Annotated in this window: 20 protein-coding genes; 10 read left to right on the forward strand and 10 right to left on the reverse strand. The window is 56.1% G+C overall.

The genetic code is table 11. The features are described from left to right. Positions 1-57 precede the first annotated feature (57 nt). Together bamC and dapA are read right to left on the reverse strand one after the other, a co-directional pair. Entirely contained in the window at positions 58-1092 is a 1035-nt protein-coding gene (gene bamC, locus VZP09_RS14230; RefSeq protein WP_002913802.1) for an outer membrane protein assembly factor BamC, read from the reverse strand. 16 nt (positions 1093-1108) lie between these two features. Next, positions 1109-1987 carry a 4-hydroxy-tetrahydrodipicolinate synthase gene (gene dapA / locus VZP09_RS14235; protein ID WP_002913803.1) on the reverse strand — a complete coding sequence of 293 codons (879 nt, stop codon included), beginning with the start codon at positions 1985-1987 and terminating at the stop codon, positions 1109-1111. 153 nt (positions 1988-2140) lie between these two features. On the opposite strand from dapA, the gene VZP09_RS14240 reads away from it, so the two are divergent. Both VZP09_RS14240 and bcp read left to right on the forward strand, forming a co-directional pair. After that, positions 2141-2707, forward strand: a complete 567-nt coding sequence (locus tag VZP09_RS14240; RefSeq protein ID WP_002913804.1) for a glycine cleavage system transcriptional repressor — start codon at positions 2141-2143, stop codon at positions 2705-2707. Positions 2708-2710: 3 nt separating this feature from the next. Beyond that, complete coding sequence (bcp, locus tag VZP09_RS14245; RefSeq protein WP_002913805.1) at positions 2711-3181, forward strand: thioredoxin-dependent thiol peroxidase; 471 nt, start codon at positions 2711-2713, stop codon at positions 3179-3181. Between the two features lie 61 nt (positions 3182-3242). On the opposite strand, the gene VZP09_RS14250 is transcribed toward bcp, so the two are convergent. Then, entirely contained in the window at positions 3243-4304 is a 1062-nt protein-coding gene (locus VZP09_RS14250) for an AI-2E family transporter (protein ID WP_002913806.1), read from the reverse strand. A gap of 54 nt (positions 4305-4358) precedes the next feature. Further along, positions 4359-4475, reverse strand: coding sequence for a hypothetical protein (locus VZP09_RS14255; protein WP_004221267.1), 117 nt, complete (start codon positions 4473-4475; stop codon positions 4359-4361). 51 nt (positions 4476-4526) lie between these two features. Here VZP09_RS14255 and bepA point away from each other — a divergent pair, with 51 nt between their 5' ends. From bepA to VZP09_RS14270, 3 genes are all read left to right on the forward strand, one after another. Beyond that, a complete protein-coding gene (gene bepA, locus VZP09_RS14260; protein ID WP_328795229.1) occupies positions 4527-5990 on the forward strand; it encodes a beta-barrel assembly-enhancing protease in 1464 nt (487 codons plus the stop codon). Between the two features lie 9 nt (positions 5991-5999). Beyond that, positions 6000-6359 (forward strand): arsenate reductase (glutaredoxin), encoded by a 360-nt coding sequence (gene arsC / locus VZP09_RS14265; protein WP_002913810.1) that lies wholly within the window; start codon positions 6000-6002, stop codon positions 6357-6359. Between the two features lie 127 nt (positions 6360-6486). Then, complete coding sequence (locus VZP09_RS14270) at positions 6487-7398, forward strand: Rpn family recombination-promoting nuclease/putative transposase (RefSeq protein WP_002913812.1); 912 nt, start codon at positions 6487-6489, stop codon at positions 7396-7398. Here VZP09_RS14270 and VZP09_RS14275 read toward each other — a convergent pair. The 5 genes from VZP09_RS14275 to bglK all read right to left on the reverse strand — a co-directional run bounded on the left by VZP09_RS14275 (position 7395) and on the right by bglK (position 12757). After that, positions 7395-8096, reverse strand: a complete 702-nt coding sequence (locus VZP09_RS14275; RefSeq protein WP_020947395.1) for a DnaA inactivator Hda — start codon at positions 8094-8096, stop codon at positions 7395-7397. The genes VZP09_RS14270 and VZP09_RS14275 overlap by 4 nt on opposite strands. Positions 8097-8194: 98 nt before the next feature. Continuing rightward, positions 8195-9481, reverse strand: coding sequence for a uracil permease (gene uraA, locus VZP09_RS14280; RefSeq protein WP_002913824.1), 1287 nt, complete (start codon positions 9479-9481; stop codon positions 8195-8197). Between the two features lie 95 nt (positions 9482-9576). Beyond that, positions 9577-10203 carry a uracil phosphoribosyltransferase gene (upp, locus tag VZP09_RS14285; RefSeq protein WP_002913827.1) on the reverse strand — a complete coding sequence of 209 codons (627 nt, stop codon included), beginning with the start codon at positions 10201-10203 and terminating at the stop codon, positions 9577-9579. Positions 10204-10420: 217 nt separating this feature from the next. Continuing rightward, positions 10421-11854: a 6-phospho-beta-glucosidase gene (locus VZP09_RS14290; RefSeq protein ID WP_004174870.1), complete on the reverse strand. Its 1434-nt coding sequence runs from the start codon at positions 11852-11854 to the stop codon at positions 10421-10423. A 9-nt stretch (positions 11855-11863) separates the two neighbouring features. Then, entirely contained in the window at positions 11864-12757 is an 894-nt protein-coding gene (bglK, locus tag VZP09_RS14295; protein WP_002913833.1) for a beta-glucoside kinase BglK, read from the reverse strand. Between the two features lie 263 nt (positions 12758-13020). Here bglK and purM point away from each other — a divergent pair, with 263 nt between their 5' ends. The 4 genes from purM (at position 13021) to ppx (ending at position 18473) form a co-directional block, all read left to right on the forward strand. Then, positions 13021-14058, forward strand: coding sequence for a phosphoribosylformylglycinamidine cyclo-ligase (purM, locus tag VZP09_RS14300; RefSeq protein ID WP_002913836.1), 1038 nt, complete (start codon positions 13021-13023; stop codon positions 14056-14058). Next, complete coding sequence (purN, locus tag VZP09_RS14305) at positions 14055-14696, forward strand: phosphoribosylglycinamide formyltransferase (RefSeq protein ID WP_004145656.1); 642 nt, start codon at positions 14055-14057, stop codon at positions 14694-14696. Before purM ends, purN begins: the two co-directional genes overlap by 4 nt. Positions 14697-14876: 180 nt before the next feature. After that, positions 14877-16937 (forward strand): polyphosphate kinase 1, encoded by a 2061-nt coding sequence (gene ppk1, locus VZP09_RS14310; RefSeq protein WP_328795230.1) that lies wholly within the window; start codon positions 14877-14879, stop codon positions 16935-16937. 3 nt (positions 16938-16940) lie between these two features. Beyond that, positions 16941-18473, forward strand: coding sequence for an exopolyphosphatase (gene ppx / locus VZP09_RS14315; protein ID WP_002913839.1), 1533 nt, complete (start codon positions 16941-16943; stop codon positions 18471-18473). 53 nt (positions 18474-18526) lie between these two features. Here the strand turns inward: ppx and VZP09_RS14320 are convergent, their stop codons facing one another. Beyond that, the gene (locus tag VZP09_RS14320) at positions 18527-20755 is read right to left on the reverse strand and encodes a sensor domain-containing phosphodiesterase (protein ID WP_328795232.1); all 2229 of its coding nucleotides are present in this window, start codon (positions 20753-20755) and stop codon (positions 18527-18529) included. 370 nt (positions 20756-21125) lie between these two features. On the opposite strand from VZP09_RS14320, the gene VZP09_RS14325 reads away from it, so the two are divergent. Further along, complete coding sequence (locus VZP09_RS14325) at positions 21126-21299, forward strand: YfgG family protein (RefSeq protein WP_004174861.1); 174 nt, start codon at positions 21126-21128, stop codon at positions 21297-21299. The last annotated feature ends 50 nt before the right edge of the window (positions 21300-21349 follow it).

The following is a 21349-nucleotide window of genomic DNA, read 5'->3' on the forward strand; positions in this document are numbered from 1 at the left end:
ACGCACACGTTTGCGTCACTATACATNNNNAGGGCCGGATTGCTCCAGCCCTTTTGATTACTTGTTAAATGCGGCCTGGAATACGGCTACCAGGGCGTCATTTTGCGACTGCGTCAGGGTGTGGCCTTTCGGGTCGATAAACTGCAGGCTACTGCGGTTATCGAGGTCGCCGACCTGCAGTTTGTAGTCGCCGGAGACCAGCTGCGGGTCACGTGCGCCCAGCTCCTGCCAGCTGCTGTCAGACAGCGGCTTATAGGTCAGCGCCATGCTGCCCTGAGAGCGCGTGCTGTCGGTCACTTTCATCCCCACTTTCTCGAGGGCGCCCGGCAGACGCTGCCACACCAGGTTAAACGGCGCGCGAACAACGAGCATCGGCAGGCCGGTATCGTCGGCGGCGCTCTGCACGTCGAAGGTGGCCCCCGCGCTGCGCTGGGCGGCGTTCTGGGCGCTGGTGGCATTCATGTCAAGGCCTTCCGAAATGACGTTCAGCATAGCGGTGCTGTAGCGCTGCAGAGACGCCGGATCGGCAACCGGTTTACCCGCCTGCTCCAGATTCACCAGCTTAACGACCACCGCTTGCTGATAACCCTGCGGTTTGACGGAGATTTGATAACGACCGCGATACTGCTGATCTTCATCAAGACGGTTCCACTCAACCCAGTCGGTGTTCAGCGTCTGGCTCGCATCATCGCGCTTGGCGATAACGTAGTTCTTCGACTGAAGAATGCTGGTGACCTGTGCCCACAGCGAACCGCTGCGGCCGTTCTCGACCATCAGCGTCGCGGTATCGCCGTTAAACTGGGTCCGCGCACCGCTCACCAGCGCCAGCGGCTGCGCCGGCGGACGAATGTCCAGCGCTTTACCGACCGCGCCGGTGCTGTTAGCCACCGGAATATTGTAATCACCCACCTGAATCGGCAGGATCATCCCCGCCGGCGCGTGAAGTTCGCTCAACGGTGATGCCTGTAAATAGGCCTCATCACCGCTCACCTGACGCTTATAGCGCGAGTCGGAACTACAGGCCGCGAGGAGTAGAACCAGCGAAACACCCGCAACCTTCGCCAGGCGCGACTTCTGTACTGAGTAAGCCATCAAATCTCCCTAAACTTTACAGCAAACCGGCATGCTTCAGCGCGGCAGTGACGGCTTCACGACCATGATCGGTGATAGGCGTCATCGGCAAGCGCAGCGTATCGGTCGCCACAAGACCCAACGCCTTGCATCCCCATTTCACCGGGATAGGATTGGGTTCGACAAATAATTTTGTATGCAGTGGCATCAGACGCTGGTTAATCGCACGAGCTTCGGCAAATTGACCCGCCAGCGCCAGACGGCACATGTCGGCCATTTCGCGCGCCGCCACGTTGGCCGTAACAGAAATCACGCCTACGCCGCCGAGCTGCATGAAGTCCATACCGGTCGCATCGTCACCGCTCAGCAGAATAAAGTCGTCTGAAACCAGCTCTTTGATCTGGTGAACGCGACTTAAGTTCCCTGTTGCTTCCTTAATACCGACAATATTTTTAATTTCCGCCAGACGGCCAACGGTTTCCGGCAGCATATCGCAACCGGTACGGGACGGCACATTATACAGAATTTGCGGCAGGTCAGTATGTTCGGCGATAGCTTTAAAGTGCTGGAACAGGCCTTCCTGGGTCGGACGGTTATAATAAGGAGTGACCGTCAGGCAGCCAACAACACCGCTATCGTTAAAACGTTTGGTCAGGCTAATCGCCTCTGCGGTTGCATTGGCTCCCGTTCCAGCGATAACCGGAATACGCCCGTCGGCCAGCTCCAGCGTCATCATCACCACGTCGCCATGCTCTTCATGGCTCAGCGTTGCGGATTCACCGGTAGTCCCTACCGAAACGATCGCCGAGGTTCCGTTGGCGACATGGTAATCAATCAGTTTTTTCAGGCTTGTCCGGCAGACATTACCGTTTTCATCCATCGGCGTGACAAGCGCTACAATACTTCCCGTGAACATGGGCCATCCTCAGAGCAGAAGTGCGACAAGATTCTCAATGTTACGTTTGGAGCTGTAATAAAAGCAAGAGACCCGACGCCATCAGGGATGTTGTATGGCGGTTTTTTTTATGCTTTCCTAATGTTACCTCACCTTTTTAAAGGAAGAACAGGTTTGACAGCCTCATTACAACACTATCTGGTTATTACCGCCCTGGGGGCTGACCGTCCCGGCATCGTGAATACGATCACTCGCCACGTCAGCAGCTGCGGTTGTAATATCGAAGACAGCCGGCTGGCCATGCTCGGTGATGAGTTTACGTTTATCATGCTGCTTTCCGGGTCGTGGAATGCGATTAACCTGATCGAATCAACGCTGCCGCTGAAAGGCGCGGAGCTGGAGCTGTTGATCGTGATGAAACGCACCACTGCGCGCCCACCGCAGGCCATGCCAAACACCGTTTGGGTCCAGGTTGAGGTGCCGGACTCACCGCATATCATCGAGCGCTTTACTGCCCTGTGCGATACATGGAATATGAATATTGCGGAGCTGGTGTCCCGCACGCAGCCGGGAGACGGCGATTCCGCGCAGCTTTTTATCCAGATAACTGCCCACAGTCCTGCGACGCAAAATGCAGCAAATATCGAACAAGCGTTCAAAGCCCTATGTACAGAACTGAACGCACAAGGCAGTATTAACATCGTTAATTATTCACAGCATGATGAACAGGATGGAGTTTAACCCATGACCCCACTGAAAGCCGGTGATATCGCACCGAAATTTAGCTTACCGGACCAGGACGGCGAGGAAGTAAATTTAACCGACTTCCAGGGACAACGTGTCCTGGTTTATTTTTACCCGAAAGCCATGACCCCGGGCTGCACCGTACAGGCGTGCGGCTTGCGCGATAATATGGACGACCTGAAAAAAGCCGGCGTTGAAGTGCTGGGCATCAGCACCGATAAACCGGAAAAACTCTCCCGTTTCGCCGAAAAAGAGCTGCTGAACTTTACGCTGCTGTCTGATGAAAACCATCAGGTTTGCGAGCAGTTTGGCGTCTGGGGCGAAAAATCCTTTATGGGGAAAACCTACGACGGGATCCACCGGATTAGTTTCCTCATCGATGCCGATGGCAAAATCGAACACGTCTTTGATGATTTCAAAACCAGCAATCACCACGACGTGGTGCTGAACTGGCTGAAAGAAAACGCCTGATGCAAAGCAAGACGCCGGGAGAGGAAGCCCTCGCCCGGCGTCTTTTTTTATTCTCATTGCCTTAGTCGTCGACCGCCAAACCATCCGGCCAGGCATGCACCACTGCTTTAATCAGCGTGGCCAGAGGAATGGCGAAGAAGACGCCCCAGAATCCCCACAGTCCGCCAAAGATCACCACCGACAGGATAATCACCAGCGGGTGTAAATTGACCGCTTCCGAGAACAGCACCGGAACCAGCAGGTTACCGTCCAGCCCCTGAATAATCAGATAGACCGCAAACAGGCTCCAGAACTCGGTGCCAGCGCCAAACTGAAACAGCGCCACCCCCACCACCGGAATGGTCACCACAAACGCGCCGATATAGGGGATCAGCACCGAGAAGCCGACCAGCACCGCCAGCAGCAACGAGTAGTTGAGGCCAAAGAGGATAAAGCCTATCCAGGTGGCGACGCTGACGACAATCATCTCCAGCACCTTGCCGCGAATGTAGTTGGTGATCTGCTGGTTCATCTCTTTCCACACCTGCCCAGCAAGCCCGCGATTGCGCGGCAGAACGCGGCGCACCGCGTTGAGCATCTGCTCTTTATCCTTCAGCAGGAAGAAGACCATCAGCGGCACCAGCACCAGATAGACCGCCAGGGTGAGTAACCCCACCAGCGAAGCCAGAGAGTACTTAACCACCGAGTCGCCCACCGTCAGCATCCGGGTGCGCATATTTTCCGCCATCGCATCGATAATGCCGGCATCCATTAACGCCGGATAGCGCCGCGGCAGCGTGGCGGCGAAATCAGAGAGCTTATTTAGCATGCCCGGCATATCGCGGATGAGGTAGATCCCTTGCTGCCAGGCTACCGGCAGCACCACAAAGGCCAGCAACAGCAGGATGCCCACAAAGAGGATCAGCACCAGCGAGGTGGCCCAGGTGCGCGACAGACCGATGCGCTCCAGACGAACGGTCGGCCACTCCAGCAGATAGGCCAGCACGATAGCCACCAGCAACGGGGCCAGCAGGCCGCTGAAAAAGAACATAATGCCGAAACCGGCAAGCAAAATAACCAGCAGCGCTATCGCCTCAGGGTCGCTGAATCGACGGCGGTACCACTGCATTAACATCTCAAGCATAAAACCTTCCCTGAAGGGCCAAGCGGCGACAATCCGGGGAATTGTATCGAAATGTCACAAAAAAGACTTCGCTTTTTGATGCGCCGCAGTCAAACCGTTCTCCGCCATGAAGAACATATTTTCAAGGCGGCCAACGCCAGCTAAACTCGCTGGGATGCGGCCAGGGAACATTACGCCGCACAATCGGTCAAACTGGCACACCCACATTACAGGACAGAGGTTATGTTCAGGCAGTTGAAGAAAACGCTGGTGGCGACCGCGATCGCGTCGCTGACGCTGGGTTCGATAGGTCCTGCTTTTGCTGACTCCGCAGATACCCTGCCGGACATGGGAACCTCCGCAGGAAGCACGCTGTCAATCGGTCAGGAAATGCAGATGGGGGATTACTACGTCCGCCAACTGCGCGGTAGCGCGCCGCTGATCAACGACCCTCTGCTGGTGCAATATATCAACGGGCTGGGTATGCGTCTGGTGGCTCACGCCAACTCGGTGCGTACCCCGTTCCACTTCTATTTGATTAATAACGACCAGATCAACGCCTTCGCCTTCTTCGGCGGCAATGTGGTCCTCCACTCCGCCCTGTTCCGCTACTCTGATAACGAGAGCGAACTGGCCTCTGTCATGGCGCACGAAATCTCCCACGTGACGCAGCGGCATCTCGCCCGCGCGATGGAAGATCAGAAGCGCAATGCGCCGCTGACCTGGGTCGGTGCCCTGGGTTCGATTCTGCTGGCGATGGCCAGCCCGCAGGCCGGAATGGCGGCCCTGACCGGGACGCTGGCCGGCACCCAGCAGGGTATGATCAGCTTCACCCGCCAGAACGAAGAAGAGGCCGACCGGATTGGCATTCAGGTTCTGCAGCGCTCGGGTTTCGACCCGCAGGCTATGCCGATGTTTATGGGTAAACTGCTTGACGAGTCGCGCTACTCGACGCGACCGCCGGAAATGTTGCTCACCCACCCCCTGCCGGAAAGCCGACTGGCCGATGCCCGTAACCGCGCCAACCAGATGCGCCCGGTGGTGGTACAGTCCTCGGCGGACTTCTATCTGGCGAAGGCGCGTACCCTCGGGATGTACACCAACGGCGACAACAAGCTGGGCACCGATCTGCTGAACGCCTGGGATAAAGGCAATATCCGCCAACAGCATGNCGCCCAGTATGGTCGCGCTCTGCTGGCGATGGAAAGCAACAACTTTGACCAGGCACGCAAAACGCTGCAGCCGCTGCTCAACGCCGACCCGCAAAATGCCTGGTATCTCGATCTGGCCACTGATATCGACCTCGGACAGAAGAAAACCAGCGACGCCATCAATCGCCTTAAAAACGCCCGCGAGCTGCGTACTAATCCGGTGCTGCAGCTGAACCTGGCCAACGCCCTGCTGCAGGGCGGGCAGCCCGGGGAAGCGGCGACCATTCTGAACCGGTATACCTTTACCTATAAAGAGGATGGCAACGGCTGGGACCTGCTGGCCCAGGCGGAAGGCGCGCTGGGCAATCGCGATCAGGAGCTGGCGGCGCGGGCTGAAAGCATGGCGCTGGTCGGCCAGCTGGAGCAGGCGATTTCCCTGCTCAGCAGCGCCAGCTCGCAGGTGAAACTCGGTAGCCTGCAGCAGGCACGTTACGATGCCCGTATCGATCAGCTACGCGATCTGCAGGCTCGCTTCCGTCCCTATCAAAAAATGTAAGGAGACCCCATGACCGACGCGGTAAAAATTTACCATAACCCACGCTGCTCCAAGAGCCGCGAAACGCTGAGCCTGCTGCAGAGTCGCGGCATCGATCCTGAGGTGGTGCTTTATCTTGAGACGCCACCGGATGCCGGGACGCTGCGCCAGCTGCTGCAGCTGCTGGGTATGGAGAGCCCCCGCGAGCTCATGCGCCAGAAAGAGGATCTGTATAAATCGCTCAATCTGGCCGACCCGGCTCTCAGCAACGCGGCGCTGATACAGGCGATGGTCGACAATCCGAAACTCATCGAGCGCCCTATCGTCGTCAGCCGCGGCCAGGCGCGTATTGGCCGCCCGCCGGAACAGGTTCTTGAGATCGTAAGCTAACTCACCCGCGCCGCGCTTGCGCGGCGCTTTTTTTACGTAGGAGATTCCAGATCTTTCACGCCAATATCTCCCGCCCGCCGGACGGTGCTACTGTTCATCCATCGCTCAATCCACTGGACGGATGAACATGAAAAAGCCGACCTCCACGCCCCATGACGCCGTGTTTAAGACCTACCTCTCCCATCCCGATACCGCCCGTGATTTCCTGCAACTGTATCTGCCCGAGACGCTGCTTAAAGTGTGCGATCTGCGTACGCTGCATCTCGAGTCCGGGCATTTTGTCGAAGACGATCTGCGTCCCTTTTACGCCGACATTTTGTATTCCCTGAAAACCACGGCGGGCGACGGTTATATTTATGCGCTTATCGAACACCAGAGCACGCCCGACCGGCATATGGCCTTTCGTCTGATGCGCTACGCCATCGCCGCCATGCAGCGCCATCTCGATGCCGGCCACGATCGCCTGCCGCTGGTGATCCCTGTTCTCTTCTACCACGGTCTGGTGAGCCCCTATCCGTTCTCTCTGCGCTGGCTCGATGAATTCGTCGCTCCGGAGCTGGCCGGCCACCTTTATCACGGGGCGTTTCCGCTGGCGGACATAACCGTCATTCCGGATGACGAGATTGCCACCCACCAGCGCATGGCAACGCTGGAGTTACTGCAAAAACATATTCGACAACGCGATCTGGCGCAGCTCCTCGACAAGCTGAGCGAATTATTATTGACTGGACTGGCGACGGAATCGCAGGTACAAGCCCTGATGCACTATCTGGTACAGGCAGGCAACACGCGCGAGCCGATTAAATTCATTCGCGAGCTGGCGTTACGTACGCCGCAGCATAAGGAGACGTTGATGACGATTGCGGAATATCTGGAACAACAGGGGCTGGAGCGGGGCCTGGCGCAAGGCCGTCAGGAAGGACGGAAAGAAGAGGCGCAGCGCATCGCTGTCGCTATGCTGCACAGCGGCCTTCCGCGCGACCTGGTCGCCCGGTTGACCGGGCTGACGGAGCAGGAGCTGACTCCCCTGGCGGACTAAAGCTTAAGGATCTCTTTCACGAAGGGGATCGTCAGCTTGCGCTGAGCGGTAATCGAGGCATGATCCAGCTGATCGAGGGTCATAAACAGCGAACGCATCTCGCGATCCAGCCGCTTCAGCAGGAAGCGGCACACATCTTCCGGCATCTCGAAGCCGCGCAGTCTGGCGCGCAGCTGCAGCGCCTGCAGTTTGTCTTCATCCGACAGCGGCTGCAGCTTATAGATCTGCCCCCAGTCCAGCCGTGAGGCCAGATCCGGCAGGCCAAGATTCAGCTGCCGCGGCGGCCGATCGCCGGTGATCAGCAGCCGGGTTTTGCCTGATTCCAGGATCCGGTTATAGAGATTAAAGATGGCCATCTCCCAGGGCTCATCGCCGGCGACGCACTCGATGTTATCGATGCACACCAGCGCCAGCTGTTCCATCCCCTCCAGCACCTCGGGCACAAACCACGTCCGTTTATCCAGCGGCACGTAGCCTACCGCATCCCCGCGCTGGGAAAGCTCCGCGCAGGCGGCGTGTAACAGGTGGCTACGACCTGCCCCTTCACGTGACCAGATATAAATGTACCCGCTGTGTTCCTGGCGCAGTACGTTCTGGAGGGCGGCAAGTAGGGAAGGATTATCACCCGGCCAGAAACTCGCGAAGGTTTCGTCGTCAGGAAGATACAGTGGCAAAGAGAGCTGTGCCGGTGCGTTCAGATGGACCTCAACATAGGCTTACAGAAAAACGCGAAGAGTTTACCACAGATTTAGGTCAGGAGAGAACCGGGCGGGATCGCCGCCCGGTCAGGCGATCGTTATTTAAACTCTTCGCTATCCGCCGCGTCGAGGACCACCTCTTCCGGACGCAGGACGCTGATAAGCTTGAAAATCAGGCTGAGGGCGATGCCCACGATAGTCGCAAGCGCCATCCCTTTCAGCTCGGCGGCGCCAATGTGCACTTTAGCGCCGCTAACGCCGATGATCAGGATCACGGAGGTGAGGATCAGATTCTGCGCTTTACTGTAATCCACCTTCGATTCAATCAGTACGCGGATCCCCGAGGCGCCGATCACCCCGTACAGCAGCAGGGAAACGCCGCCCATCACCGGCACCGGGATGATCTGGATAGCCGCCGCCAGTTTGCCGACGCAGGAGAGCAGAATCGCAATGATCGCCGCGCCGCCGATTACCCAGGTGCTGTAGACCCGGGTAATCGCCATCACGCCGATATTTTCACCGTAGGTAGTGTTGGGCGTCGAACCGAAGAAGCCGGAAACGATCGTCGACAGGCCGTTGGCAAACATCGAACGATGCAGGCCCGGGTCGCGGATCAGATCGCGCTTAACGATATTGGCGGTCACCACCAGATGCCCCACGTGCTCGGCAATCACCACCAGCGCGGCGGGCAGTATGGTGAAGATAGCAAACCACTCAAAGCGCGGAGTGTAGAAAGTCGGCAGCGCGAACCAGTGCGCCTCGGCGATCGGGGTGGTATCGACCACGCCCATCACAAACGACAGCGCATAGCCCACCAGCACGCCGATCAGGATCGGAATAATCGCCAGGAAGCCGCGGAACAGCACGGATCCGAACACCGTCACCGCCAGGGTCACCATCGAGATAATAATGGTTTTACTGTCCGGTGACTGGCCGTCGGCCGGCAGCAGCCCGGCCATATTAGCCGCCACGCCCGCCAGTTCGAGGCCGATAACCGCCACGATGGCGCCCATCGCCGCCGGCGGGAACATCACATCCAGCCAGCCGGTACCGGCTTTTTTGACAATAAAGGAGACGAGGCAGAACAGCACGCCGCACATAATAAAGCCGCCCAGCGCCACTTCGTAGCCCAGCGGCAACAGCAGCAGCACCGGGGAGATAAAAGCGAAGCTTGATCCCAGATAAGCGGGAATTTTGCCTTTACAGATAAAGAGGTACAACAGCGTACCGATGCCGTTGAACAGCAGGACGGTGGCCGGGTTAATGTGGAACAGAATAGGCACCAGTACCGTTGCGCCAAACATGGCGAACAGATGTTGCAAACTAAGCGGGATTGTCTGTAAAAGCGGCGGTCTTTCACTCACCCCGATGGCACGGCGCGTCATAGTGTATTCCTCTGAGAGTCGTCTGTTATTTGCTGTGGATTACTTTTATTCAAAAAAAAGCCGACTCTCAAAGTCGGCTTTTTTCGCGGTATATTTTATTTCGTTCCAAAAATCTTGTCGCCGGCATCGCCGAGACCGGGAATGATATACCCGTGCTCGTTCAGTCCCTTATCGACAGAGGCGGTGTACAGCTCAACGTCCGGGTGGGCTTTCTCCAGCGCGGCAATCCCTTCCGGCGCCGCCACCAGCACCAGCACCTTGATGCTGGTGCAGCCGGCGTTTTTTAGCAGATCGATAGTGGCGATCATCGACCCACCGGTGGCCAGCATCGGGTCAACGACCAGCGCCATACGTTCATCGATGTTAGACACCAGTTTCTGGAAGTAAGGCACCGGCTCGAGGGTTTCTTCATTGCGATAGATACCGACCACGCTGATACGCGCGCTTGGCACGTGCTCCAGCACCCCTTCCATCATGCCAAGGCCAGCGCGCAGGATAGGCACAACGGTAATTTTCTTGCCCTTGATCTGCTCGACTTCCACCGGACCGTTCCAGCCCTCAATAGTGACTTTCTCAGTCTCCAGATCGGCGGTGGCTTCATAAGTCAGTAAGCTGCCCACTTCTGAGGCGAGTTCACGGAAGCGTTTGGTGCTGATGTCGTGCTCGCGCATCAGGCCCAGCTTGTGTTTGACGAGTGGGTGTTTGACTTCCACAATCTTCATTCTCTTTCTCCTCTGAGGGGCAGCCACAAAAAAAATCGCGGGATTATACCGCTTTTTGCGGATTGTGCCATACCCATCTTGCTTGACGTATATCAAGCAAAGTGATTTAGAGACAAAAAAACCGGAGGCGAGGCTCCGGCTTGGGTGCGGGGTGCAGTCCATACGCTTACGCGGGCCTACGTGTATTGTAGGTCGGTTAAGCGTTAGCGCCACCCGACTACGACAGGTTCTCCCCGTTGCTGGCAATTACCTGCTGATACCAGGCAAAGGACTTTTTCCGGCTGCGTGCCAACGTGCCATTGCCTTCATTATCTTTATCGACATAAATAAAGCCGTAGCGTTTTTTCATTTCCCCCGTGCCGGCGGAAACCAGATCGATACAGCCCCAGGGGGTGTAGCCCATCAGATCGACGCCATCCTCGACCACCGCCTTTTTCATCTCCGCGATATGAGCGGAGAGATAATCGATACGATACTGGTCATTGACGCTGCCGTCCGCTTCGCGGACATCAATCGCGCCAAAGCCGTTTTCGACAATAAACAGCGGCAGCTGGTAGTGATCCCAGAACCAGTTCAGCGAATAGCGCAGACCGACCGGGTCAATCTGCCAGCCCCAGTCCGACTTTTTGACGTACGGGTTGGAGACCAGGCTGGTGGTTTCATCATAATCAAGCAAGGGGTTGTCTTCGGTGGCTTTGGTAGCGAACGACATATAGTAGCTAAAGCCAATGTAGTCGACACAGCCCTCGGTTAACGCCTGACGATCGGCTTCGGTGATATCCAGAGTAAAGCCGCGGCGGGCAAAATAGTTGAGCAGATGCTGCGGATAGCGACCGCGCACGTGGACGTCGGTAAACCAGTAACGGCGGTGCATGGCGTTCATCGCCATCATCATATCGTCCGGGGCGCAGGTCAGCGGATAGATGGGGCACATAGCGATCATGCAGCCAATCTGCAGCGCCGGGTTGATCTCGCGCGCCGCTTTCACCGCCAGGGCGCTGGCCACCAGCTCATAGTGCGCGGCCTGGTACATCACCGGTTCCCGGTCTTCATCCGGCAAATATTTCAAACCGGAGTTGGTGAAGGGGGCAAAGTCCTCATGGAAGTTGGCCTGGTTGTTGATCTCGTTAAAGGTCATCCAGTACTTCACTTTATGTTGATAGCGGGTGAAGACGACCCTGGCAAAGCGCACGAAAAAGTCGATTAGCTTGCGGTTGCGCCAGCCGCCGTACTCGGTGACCAGGTGATAAGGCATTTCAAAATGCGACAGCGTAATGACTGGCTCAATGCCGTGTTTCAGGCATTCGTCGAACAGATCATCATAAAACTGCAGGCCAGCCTCGTTGGGCTCCAGCTCATCGCCCTGCGGGAAAATACGCGTCCAGGCAATCGAGGTGCGAAAACATTTGAAGCCCATCTCGGCAAACAGCGCCAGGTCTTGTGGATAACGATGATAAAAATCGATCGCCTCATGGTTCGGGTAGTTTTTCCCGGCCACCACGCCGTCGGTAATTTCCCGCGGCACGCCGTGGGCGCCGGCGGTCATCACATCCGCCACGCTGATCCCCTTGCCGCCCTCCTGCCAGCCGCCCTCTAACTGATGCGCTGCGACCGCGCCGCCCCACAGAAAACCTGCTTTAAATCCGGACATAGTCTCTCCCTAATGTCGATCGTCGTCTGGCGAACGATACAGCTGATTAAAATGGTAAACCGCGCCAATCAGGCCGGCATCGTTACCGTGACTGACGGTATCGAGATAGTCGGCAATGCCGAACCAGGCCAGATGCTGGCGCAGTAGCGTCAGAAATCCTGGGCGTTCCACAACGCCGCCACCGATAAAAATGGTCTGCGGATCGAAGATATGGACGAGGTTATAAAGGCCATGGCCCAGGCCATTGAAGAACTCGGCGACCAGACGCTGACAAACCGGGTCGCCGGCGTCATAGCGGTCGAAAATCAGTTCGCCTGTCACGCTATCCAGCGGCGCGCCAATATGTTGCGCATAGCGATGGCGCAGCACCCGCAGAGTGCAGTTCTCATTCATTGAATAGCGACGAGGATCGCGTCCGCCGGGACGGTCGGTAAGCATATAGCCGAATTCGCCGGCACGAAAACGCGCCCCGTTGATCAGCTGGTGTTGGCAGAAAATCGCCCCACCGATGCCAGTACCGATAGTGAGCACCAGAAAATTGGCCATCTCCGCCGCTTTGCCCTGCCAGCGCTCGGCCAGCAGCACACAGTTGGCGTCGTTTTCCACCGAGACCGGCAGCCCGGTTCGCGTCTCGAGCCACGATTTCATGGCGAAGTTATCAAATCGACGGATAGCGCCGCCCATGGTGATAAGACCGCTGTGCGGATCGATATAGCCCGGCGCGCTGATGGCTATTCCTTCACACGACGGATGGGCCGCCAGCCACGACAGCATTGCCTGTAAGATCCGATCGCCATCGCTGTCATTGATTGACTGCCTGGCGGTTTCCAGCAGCCTGCCGTCGCGGGCCATCACGCCCATCTTTAACGCGGTGCCACCGATATCAAATGCCGCAATCTTCATTCATCCCTCTCCTGACCCGCGTCAATCACCGACAAAATGCGTGGCAAACCAACACGGAAACCGGTTTCAGTCGTATAATGAGGATTCCTTTACGTAGAGGCAAGCACCAGACTGTACCCGGTTTCATTTTCGTGAGCAGTATCAAATTTAACCATTCATCAGCGGTTTTACGCCAACTGTAAAGCAGGCTCGCAAACGTTTGCTTTCCCTGTTAGAATTGCGCCGATTTTTCTTGCTTACCGCAAACGCGTGGAGACTTCGCAGTGACCGATAAAACCTCTCTCAGCTATAAAGATGCCGGCGTGGATATTGATGCAGGCAACGCTCTCGTCGACCGTATTAAGGGCGTGGTGAAGAAAACCCGTCGCCCGGAAGTGATGGGGGGACTGGGCGGATTCGGCGCGCTGTGCGCACTGCCGCAGAAATACCGCGAGCCGGTACTGGTCTCCGGCACCGACGGCGTCGGTACCAAGCTGCGTCTGGCAATGGATCTGAAGCGTCACGACACCATCGGTATCGACCTGGTCGCCATGTGCGTGAACGACCTGGTGGTTCAGGGCGCTGAGCCGCTGTTTTTCCTGGATTATTACGCCACCGGTAAACTGGACGTCGATACCGCAGCCAGCGTCATCAACGGCATCGCCGAAGGCTGCCTGCAGTCCGGTTGCGCGCTGGTCGGTGGTGAAACCGCAGAGATGCCCGGGATGTACCACGGCGAAGATTACGACGTGGCGGGTTTCTGCGTCGGGGTAGTGGAAAAATCAGAAATCATCGACGGCAGCAAAGTGACCGATGGCGACGTGCTGGTGGCGCTGGCGTCCAGCGGCCCGCACTCTAACGGCTATTCGCTGGTGCGTAAGATCATTGAGGTTAGCGGCGTTGACCCACAAACTACCGACCTTGACGGTAAACCGCTGGCCGACCATCTGCTGGCGCCAACCCGCATCTATGTGAAATCGGTGCTTGATCTGATCGCCAGCGTTGACGTCCACGCTATTGCCCACCTGACCGGCGGCGGCTTCTGGGAAAACATTCCGCGCGTACTGCCGGATAACACCCAGGCGATCATCGATGAGTCCTCCTGGCAGTGGCCATCCGTCTTCAACTGGCTGCAAACCGCCGGTAACGTCAGCCAGCATGAAATGTACCGTACCTTTAACTGCGGCGTAGGGATGATTATCGCCCTGCCGGCAGCGGAAGCGGACAAAGCGATTGCCCTGCTGAATGACAAAGGTGAAAACGCGTGGAAAATCGGGTATATCAAAGCCTCCGATTCCGAACAGCGTGTGGTCATTGCATGAAAAACATCGTGGTGCTGATTTCCGGTAGCGGCAGCAATTTGCAGGCGATCATCGACGCCTGCGGCCGGAAACAGATAAACGGCACCCTGCGTGCGGTATTCAGTAACAAGGCTGATGCGTTCGGCCTTGAGCGCGCGCGCCTGGCCGGCATCCCGGCCCATGCGCTGGCGCAAAGTCAGTTTGCCGACCGGGAAGCATTCGATCGTCAGCTGATGCATGAAATCGACGCCTACGCCCCGGATCTGGTGGTGCTGGCAGGCTATATGCGTATCCTTAGCCCGGCGTTCGTCAGCCACTATCAGGGACGTCTGCTGAACATCCATCCCTCGCTACTGCCGAAGTATCCTGGCCTGCATACTCATCGTCAGGTGCTGGAGAACGGTGACGAGGAGCACGGCACCTCGGTGCACTTCGTCACCGATGAGCTGGACGGTGGGCCGGTTATCCTGCAGGCCAAGGTGCCGGTCTTCGCTGGCGACAGCGAGGAGGAAATCACGGCGCGGGTTCAGGCCCAGGAACATGCCATTTATCCGCTGGTCATCAGCTGGTTCGTCGATGGACGTCTGCGCATGGCAGGCAACCACGCCTGGCTGGATGAGCGACAGCTTCCCCCGCAGGGCTATGCCGCCGACGAATGAACAACCAGCCCCGCATGTGCACATCGCGGGGCTTTTTTTTAATTAAAAGTGTTTACTAATCAAACATCTCACAGAAATAATTCTTCTTACTGTCATATTGTTGTGACACAGTAAATCGCTATGCAGAAAAATTCGTCATAATAGTCTACGTCCTGTGAGTAAAACGGAGTGTGAGCGGTAATGGGCCAGGAAAAGCTATACATCGAAAAAGAACTCAGCTGGTTGTCTTTTAACGAACGCGTGCTGCAGGAAGCGGCGGACAAGAGTAACCCGCTGATTGAGCGCATGCGCTTCTTAGGGATTTACTCCAACAACCTGGATGAGTTTTACAAAGTGCGCTTCGCTGAGCTGAAGCGCCGGATTATTATCAGTGAAGAACAAGGCAGTACCGCCCATTCTCGCCACCTGTTAGGCAAAATTCAGGCCCGCGTTCTGAAGGCCGATCAGGAATTCGATAGTCTGTATAATGAACTGTTGCTGGAGATGGCGCGTAACCAGATCTTCCTGATCAACGAGCGCCAGCTGTCCGTCAATCAGCAGGCCTGGCTGCGCAACTACTTCAAGCAGTATTTACGCCAGCATATCTCGCCGATCCTGATCAACCGCGAAACGGACCTCGTGCAGTTCCTGAAAGATGATTACACCTATCTGGCGGTGGAGATTATCCGCGGGGAAAACATCAACTATGCTCTGCTGGAAATACCGTCGGATAAAGTGCCGCGCTTCGTGAACCTGCCGCCGGAAGCGCCGCGTCGCCGCAAGCCAATGATCCTCCTGGATAACATCCTGCGCTATTGCCTGGACGATATTTTTAAAGGCTTCTTTGATTACGATGCGCTGAACGCCTACTCGATGAAGATGACCCGTGACGCCGAGTACGATCTGGTGCATGAGATGGAGTCGAGCCTGATGGAGCTGATGTCCTCCAGCCTCAAGCAGCGCCTGACCGCCGAGCCGGTTCGCTTCGTCTACCAGCGCGATATGCCGGATGCGATGGTCGAAATGCTGCGCGATAAGCTCTCCATTTCCAACTATGACTCAATGCTGCCGGGCGGCCGCTATCACAACTTTAAAGACTTTATCGGCTTCCCGAACGTCGGTAAGGCCAATCTGGTCAATAAGCCCATGCCGCGCCTGCGTCATCTGTGGTTTGATAAATTCCGCAACGGCTTCGACGCCATTCGCGAACGCGACGTGCTGCTCTACTATCCCTATCACACCTTTGAGCACGTGCTGGAGCTGCTGCGTCAGGCCTCCTTCGACCCCAGCGTATTGGCGATCAAAATCAACATTTACCGCGTGGCCAAGGATTCGCGCATTATTGACGCGATGATCCATGCCGCCCACAACGGTAAGAAAGTCACCGTAGTGGTGGAGCTGNAGGCGCGCTTCGATGAAGAGGCTAACATTCACTGGGCGAAACGCCTGACGGAAGCCGGAGTCCACGTTATCTTCTCTGCGCCAGGTCTGAAGATCCACGCCAAGCTGTTCCTTATCTCGCGTAAAGAAGGCGATGAGGTGGTGCGCTACGCCCACATCGGCACCGGTAACTTTAACGAGAAGACGGCGCGGATCTACACCGACTATTCGCTGTTAACCGCCGATGCGCGCATTACCAATGAAGTCCGCCGGGTGTTTAACTTTATCGAGAACCCCTATCGTCCGGTTAGCTTCGACTACCTGTTGGTGTCGCCGCAGAACTCGCGTCGTCTGCTGTATGAGATGATCGATCGCGAGATCGCCAATGCGCAAAACGGGCAACCGTCCGGGATTACGCTGAAGCTGAACAACCTGGTGGATAAAGGTCTGGTGGACCGACTGTATGCCGCCTCCAGCTCCGGCGTGCCGGTTAATCTGCTGATCCGCGGCATGTGCTCGCTGATCCCGGGTCTGGAAGGTATCAGCGAAAATATCCGCGTCATCAGTATTGTGGACCGTTTCCTCGAGCACGACCGGGTCTACTGTTTTGAAAACGGTGGCGATAAACAGGTCTGGCTCTCCTCTGCCGACTGGATGACGCGTAACATCGATTATCGCATCGAAGTTGCCGCTCCGCTGCTCGATCCGCGTCTGAAGCAGCGAGTGCTGGATATTTTTGATATCCTGTTCAACGATACGGTAAAAGCGCGCTATCTTGATAAAGAACTGAGTAACCGCTATGTGCCGCGCGGCAATCGCCGTAAAGTGCGCGCGCAAATGGCGATTTACGATTATCTCAAATCACTCGAACAACCCGACTAACCTATGCCAATAAACGATAACACCCCTCGGCCGCAGGAGTTCGCTGCGGTTGACCTTGGTTCGAACAGTTTTCATATGGTGATCGCCCGTGTCGTCGACGGCGCCATGCAGATCATCGGACGCCTGAAACAGCGCGTACATCTGGCCGATGGCCTCGATGAAAACTCGGTGTTGAGCGAAGAAGCCATGACCCGTGGGCTGAACTGCCTGTCGCTGTTTGCCGAACGCCTGCAGGGGTTCTCCCCCTCCAGCGTCTGTATCGTCGGGACGCATACGCTGCGTCAGGCGACCAACGCGGCGGAGTTTCTTAAACGCGCGGAAAAAGTGATCCCCTACCCGATCGAGATCATCTCCGGTAATGAAGAAGCGCGCCTGATTTTTATGGGCGTTGAGCACACGCAGCCGGAGCGCGGCCGCAAGCTGGTGATTGATATCGGCGGCGGTTCAACCGAGCTGGTCATTGGCGAAGATTTTGAGCCCCGCCTGGTGGAAAGCCGCCGCATGGGCTGCGTGAGCTTCTCGCAGGCCTATTTTCCTGGCGGCGTTATCAATAAAGAAAACTTCCAGCGCGCGCGCCTGGCGGCGGTGCAGAAGCTGGAGACGCTGGCCTGGCAGTTCCGTATTCAGGGATGGACCGTGGCGCTGGGTGCCTCCGGCACCATTAAAGCCGCCCAGGAAGTGCTGGTGGCGATGGGCGAGAAGGACGGATTTATTACGCCGGAGCGCCTCGAGATGCTGGTAAATGAGCTGTTGAAGCATAAAAACTTCGACGCGCTCAGTCTGCCCGGTCTCTCAGAAGACCGTAAAGCGGTCTTTGCGCCTGGGCTGGCGATCCTCTGCGGTGTGTTTGACGCGCTGGCCATCAAAGAACTTCGTCTGTCCGATGGCGCGCTGCGCGAAGGTGTCCTGTACGAGATGGAAGGCCGCTTCCGCCACCAGGATATTCGTAGCCGCACGGCACAAAGTCTGGCAAATCAGTACAACATCGATCGCGAACAGGCGCGCCGGGTACTGGAAACTACCACCCAGATGCTGGAGCAGTGGCAGGAGCAGAATCCCAAGCTGGCCAATCCGCACCTCGCGGCGCTGTTGAAATGGGCGGTGATGCTCCATGAGGTAGGGCTGAATATCAACCACAGCGGCATGCATCGTCACTCGGCCTACATTCTCCAAAATAGCGACCTGCCGGGCTTCAATCAGGAGCAGCAGATGCTGATGGCCACCCTCGTACGCTATCATCGCAAAGCGATCAAGCTCGACGATCTGCCGCGCTTTACGCTATTCAGGAAAAAGCAGTTTCTGCCGCTAATTCAGCTACTGCGCCTGGGCGTACTGCTGAATAACCAGCGTCAGGCTACCACTACGCCGCCGACGCTGCGCCTGCAGACGGAAGCTCACCACTGGACGCTGACGTTTCCGCACAACTGGTTTAGCCAGAATGCGCTGGTGCTGCTGGATCTGGAAAAAGAGCAACAGTACTGGGAAGGCGTGCCGGAATGGATGCTGAAGATTGCTGAAGAAGAGCCAGACGCCTGATCGTATCTCTGGCTATCAACCGAGCCGGGCGCTTACGCCCGGCTTTTTGCTGTTCAGCCGGTCATCTCCTCCGCCAACTGCGTCAGAGGTACCGGTACCCCGATATCATAGCCCTGCATATAATCGATCCCCAGCGTGATGACCGCCTGACGTATTTCCGGCGACTCCACATATTCGGCCACCACCTGCATGTTCTTCATACGCGCCAGACGACAAATAGAGTCCACGACCTGGTAATCAAGACTGCTGGCAAGCAGATTGCGAATAAAACTGCCGTCGATTTTAAGAATGTCGACGTTCATTGTTTTTAACCGGGCGTAGCTGGCGTAGCCGGTACCAAAATCATCGATCGCCACCCGGCAGCCCAGCGCCCGCAGATGTTCTAAAGTCTGGCAGACCAGCTCGGGATTGCTGAGCGCGTAGTTCTCGGTCAGCTCGAAAATAATCTGCCATGGCTCAATGTTGTAGGTCTGCAGCAGCGCTTCGACCTCCTGAGGAAACTGGCTGCGGCTCAGCGACACCGGAGAAAGATTGATCGCCAGCCGCAGACCGGGCAGCGCCCGCCGGTTGGCGTCCATAAAGGCCAGCGTATGCTCAATAACCCACTGGTCCACCCGCGTTGACAGCCCAAACTCGTGCGCCACCGGCAAGAACTCGTTTGGCCCCGTTAGCTCACCCGACTCCCCTTCCATCCTCACCAGCACTTCATGATAGCGATCGCCGCGAATGCCCTGGATAGGCTGCGCCATCAGGACAAAATGGTCATGTTCCAGCGCTTTGAGAATGCGGTTCATCATCACGACTTTATCTTTCAGATCCTGCTGAACATGGCCCGCGCCGCGGCGCTGTAAATTTTCCGGATGGCCGCTGGCTAACGACATGTCGGCAATGGTGTTCAACTCGCCAAGCAGTAAATACAGATGCTTGACCGGCGAGCGAACGCTGCAATAGCTCATGCCGATCCGCGGCTGCAGGGGGACCCCGTCCCAGTGGAAACGGAACTGTCGCAGGGAGCGGTCAATTAAGTGAATGCGCGCCTGGTGCCCTTCGCTATTGAGACGGAACACTAAATCGTGACCGGCAAGATGATATACCGCTTCGTTGGGCTGCAGCAGCGTTCTCAGATGGTTCGCCAGCATTTGCTTATACTGGATTCGCAAAAGTACCCCATAGTGGCGCCCCAGCAGTTCAAGCTCAGGAATGCGCAGAAAACAGAGCGTCGACCAGCTCGTGCCGTTGAGCGCCCGGCTTAGCGCCCGCAAGTTCGGCATATGAACCACCGGGTCGAGGAAGGCCATCTGCCGGACGCGAGCGTAGATCAGCCGCTGCTGTGTCGCCAGCATCGCCGTATAGGCGACAATAAACGAGAATACCAGATAGCTTGATGACGTGATCGCCAACTGGGTGTTATAGCTTGGGTAAATTGGTAAGTAACGGTAATGAAAATGGATCACGGCAATCAGCACCGGCGTCCAGATCAGTGAGATAAAGCGATAGCCAAAACGCATGGCACCCCAGAGCATCACCGGCATCAGCAATGACAACGTATAATTCGTACTAAATATGGTGCTGCTATCATTAAGCGGCATCAATAATAGCCACAGTAGCAGAATTAATACCGTCGCCCAGCAAATAATTTCAATTTTTTTTATTTTTGGATCAATTTGTAAGCGAACCTGAGAAATAAAGCCGCGTAAATGAAAAGGATTACGAATGACCCGTAACACAAAATAACACAGCGGCATGCCGGTCAGGCACCCTACCATTAGCGCCTGAAAGGTGATTAATGAACGTAAACTAAATGGCGTAACGCCGGTCATTTCCGTTGTGCGCGGATGGAGTCCAAGATATTCGGCAATCTGTGACAAAATCAAAAAAATGACCGAAGGGAGCAGCATTTGCCAGAACAGACGATGCGGCATCAGTCGGACGTTGCCGTGTGAGACCTGCTGACGCTGGGGGACAAAAATGCGGTAGCCGCCCCAGCAGAGCACGCAGGGGATAAGGAAATGGAACAGTACACCGATGGACTGCTCAAACATCATGCCGTGGGCCAGAGTTAACAGCAGGCCAATAATAATGCCAGGGATCGCCGCCCAACCAAAAAACATCATCAGGCTGAGCACCAGCGCCAGGGGAAGGTAATACAAAAATACCATATGACCATTGAGCATGGTGTAGGTATTCGCCCATCTGGCGACCGGTAATAACAGCGCAGGCAGAACGAGCGGTAAAGCCCACCACTTGTCGCGATATTGTTGATAGTATTTTAATAAATTCATAGGTGCTCTACAGAGTGCCTCTGCTCCCGCGAGGCATATTCAGGCAGGCATCCAACCACCCATGCTGACCGCGTAAATAATAACGACACGGTAACGTCCGCTGATTTTAGTGGCCAAGAGAAGGAGACTATTGATATAAATCAACAAATGCTGACGCCAACATTAATAAATCTTATTTTTCCCGACATTTCACGGCTAATAAAGTGAGCATGTAAATACGACGATTATCTTATATAACATTAATTAATGTTTTCACTGCCGCACTTTTACATCTGCATCAATTGACCCCATCTCGTTCCTGTGCCTTAATACCCCCATCGCCCATCTTCGGGTATACTTCAAGGATCCTTTTGTGAGTCAGGCACCCAGTATGCGTAAACGACATCGATTTAACCGTCGCATGACCCGTATCGTACTGCTTATCAGCTTTCTCTTCTTCTTTGGACGCTTTGTCTACTCCTCCATCGGCGCCTGGTACCATCATCAGGATAAAAAAGCGTCGCAGGAGTCATCGCTCACCGTCGAGCCCTCCCCCCGCGAGTAATCCTTTGATTCTAATACTGCAAGCGCCACACTCCGCAGGCAGAGCCGCTC

The organism is Klebsiella sp. EMBS2024 (genome assembly GCF_036233805.1).
GTDB lineage: Bacteria > Pseudomonadota > Gammaproteobacteria > Enterobacterales > Enterobacteriaceae > Klebsiella > Klebsiella pneumoniae.

What these genes read in the sequence shown, in the direction of transcription:
- bamC (WP_002913802.1), bottom strand. Translation starts at nt 1,092, where the DNA reads ATGGCTTACTCAGTACAGAAGTCGCGCCTGGCGAAGGTTGCGGGTGTT.
- dapA (WP_002913803.1), bottom strand. Translation starts at nt 1,987, where the DNA reads ATGTTCACGGGAAGTATTGTAGCGCTTGTCACGCCGATGGATGAAAAC.
- bcp (WP_002913805.1), top strand. Translation starts at nt 2,711, where the DNA reads ATGACCCCACTGAAAGCCGGTGATATCGCACCGAAATTTAGCTTACCG.
- VZP09_RS14250 (WP_002913806.1), bottom strand. Translation starts at nt 4,304, where the DNA reads ATGCTTGAGATGTTAATGCAGTGGTACCGCCGTCGATTCAGCGACCCT.
- VZP09_RS14255 (WP_004221267.1), bottom strand. Translation starts at nt 4,475, where the DNA reads ATGTTCCCTGGCCGCATCCCAGCGAGTTTAGCTGGCGTTGGCCGCCTT.
- arsC (WP_002913810.1), top strand. Translation starts at nt 6,000, where the DNA reads ATGACCGACGCGGTAAAAATTTACCATAACCCACGCTGCTCCAAGAGC.
- VZP09_RS14270 (WP_002913812.1), top strand. Translation starts at nt 6,487, where the DNA reads ATGAAAAAGCCGACCTCCACGCCCCATGACGCCGTGTTTAAGACCTAC.
- uraA (WP_002913824.1), bottom strand. Translation starts at nt 9,481, where the DNA reads ATGACGCGCCGTGCCATCGGGGTGAGTGAAAGACCGCCGCTTTTACAG.
- upp (WP_002913827.1), bottom strand. Translation starts at nt 10,203, where the DNA reads ATGAAGATTGTGGAAGTCAAACACCCACTCGTCAAACACAAGCTGGGC.
- VZP09_RS14290 (WP_004174870.1), bottom strand. Translation starts at nt 11,854, where the DNA reads ATGTCCGGATTTAAAGCAGGTTTTCTGTGGGGCGGCGCGGTCGCAGCG.
- bglK (WP_002913833.1), bottom strand. Translation starts at nt 12,757, where the DNA reads ATGAAGATTGCGGCATTTGATATCGGTGGCACCGCGTTAAAGATGGGC.
- purN (WP_004145656.1), top strand. Translation starts at nt 14,055, where the DNA reads ATGAAAAACATCGTGGTGCTGATTTCCGGTAGCGGCAGCAATTTGCAG.
- ppx (WP_002913839.1), top strand. Translation starts at nt 16,941, where the DNA reads ATGCCAATAAACGATAACACCCCTCGGCCGCAGGAGTTCGCTGCGGTT.
- VZP09_RS14320 (WP_328795232.1), bottom strand. Translation starts at nt 20,755, where the DNA reads ATGAATTTATTAAAATACTATCAACAATATCGCGACAAGTGGTGGGCT.
- VZP09_RS14325 (WP_004174861.1), top strand. Translation starts at nt 21,126, where the DNA reads ATGCGTAAACGACATCGATTTAACCGTCGCATGACCCGTATCGTACTG.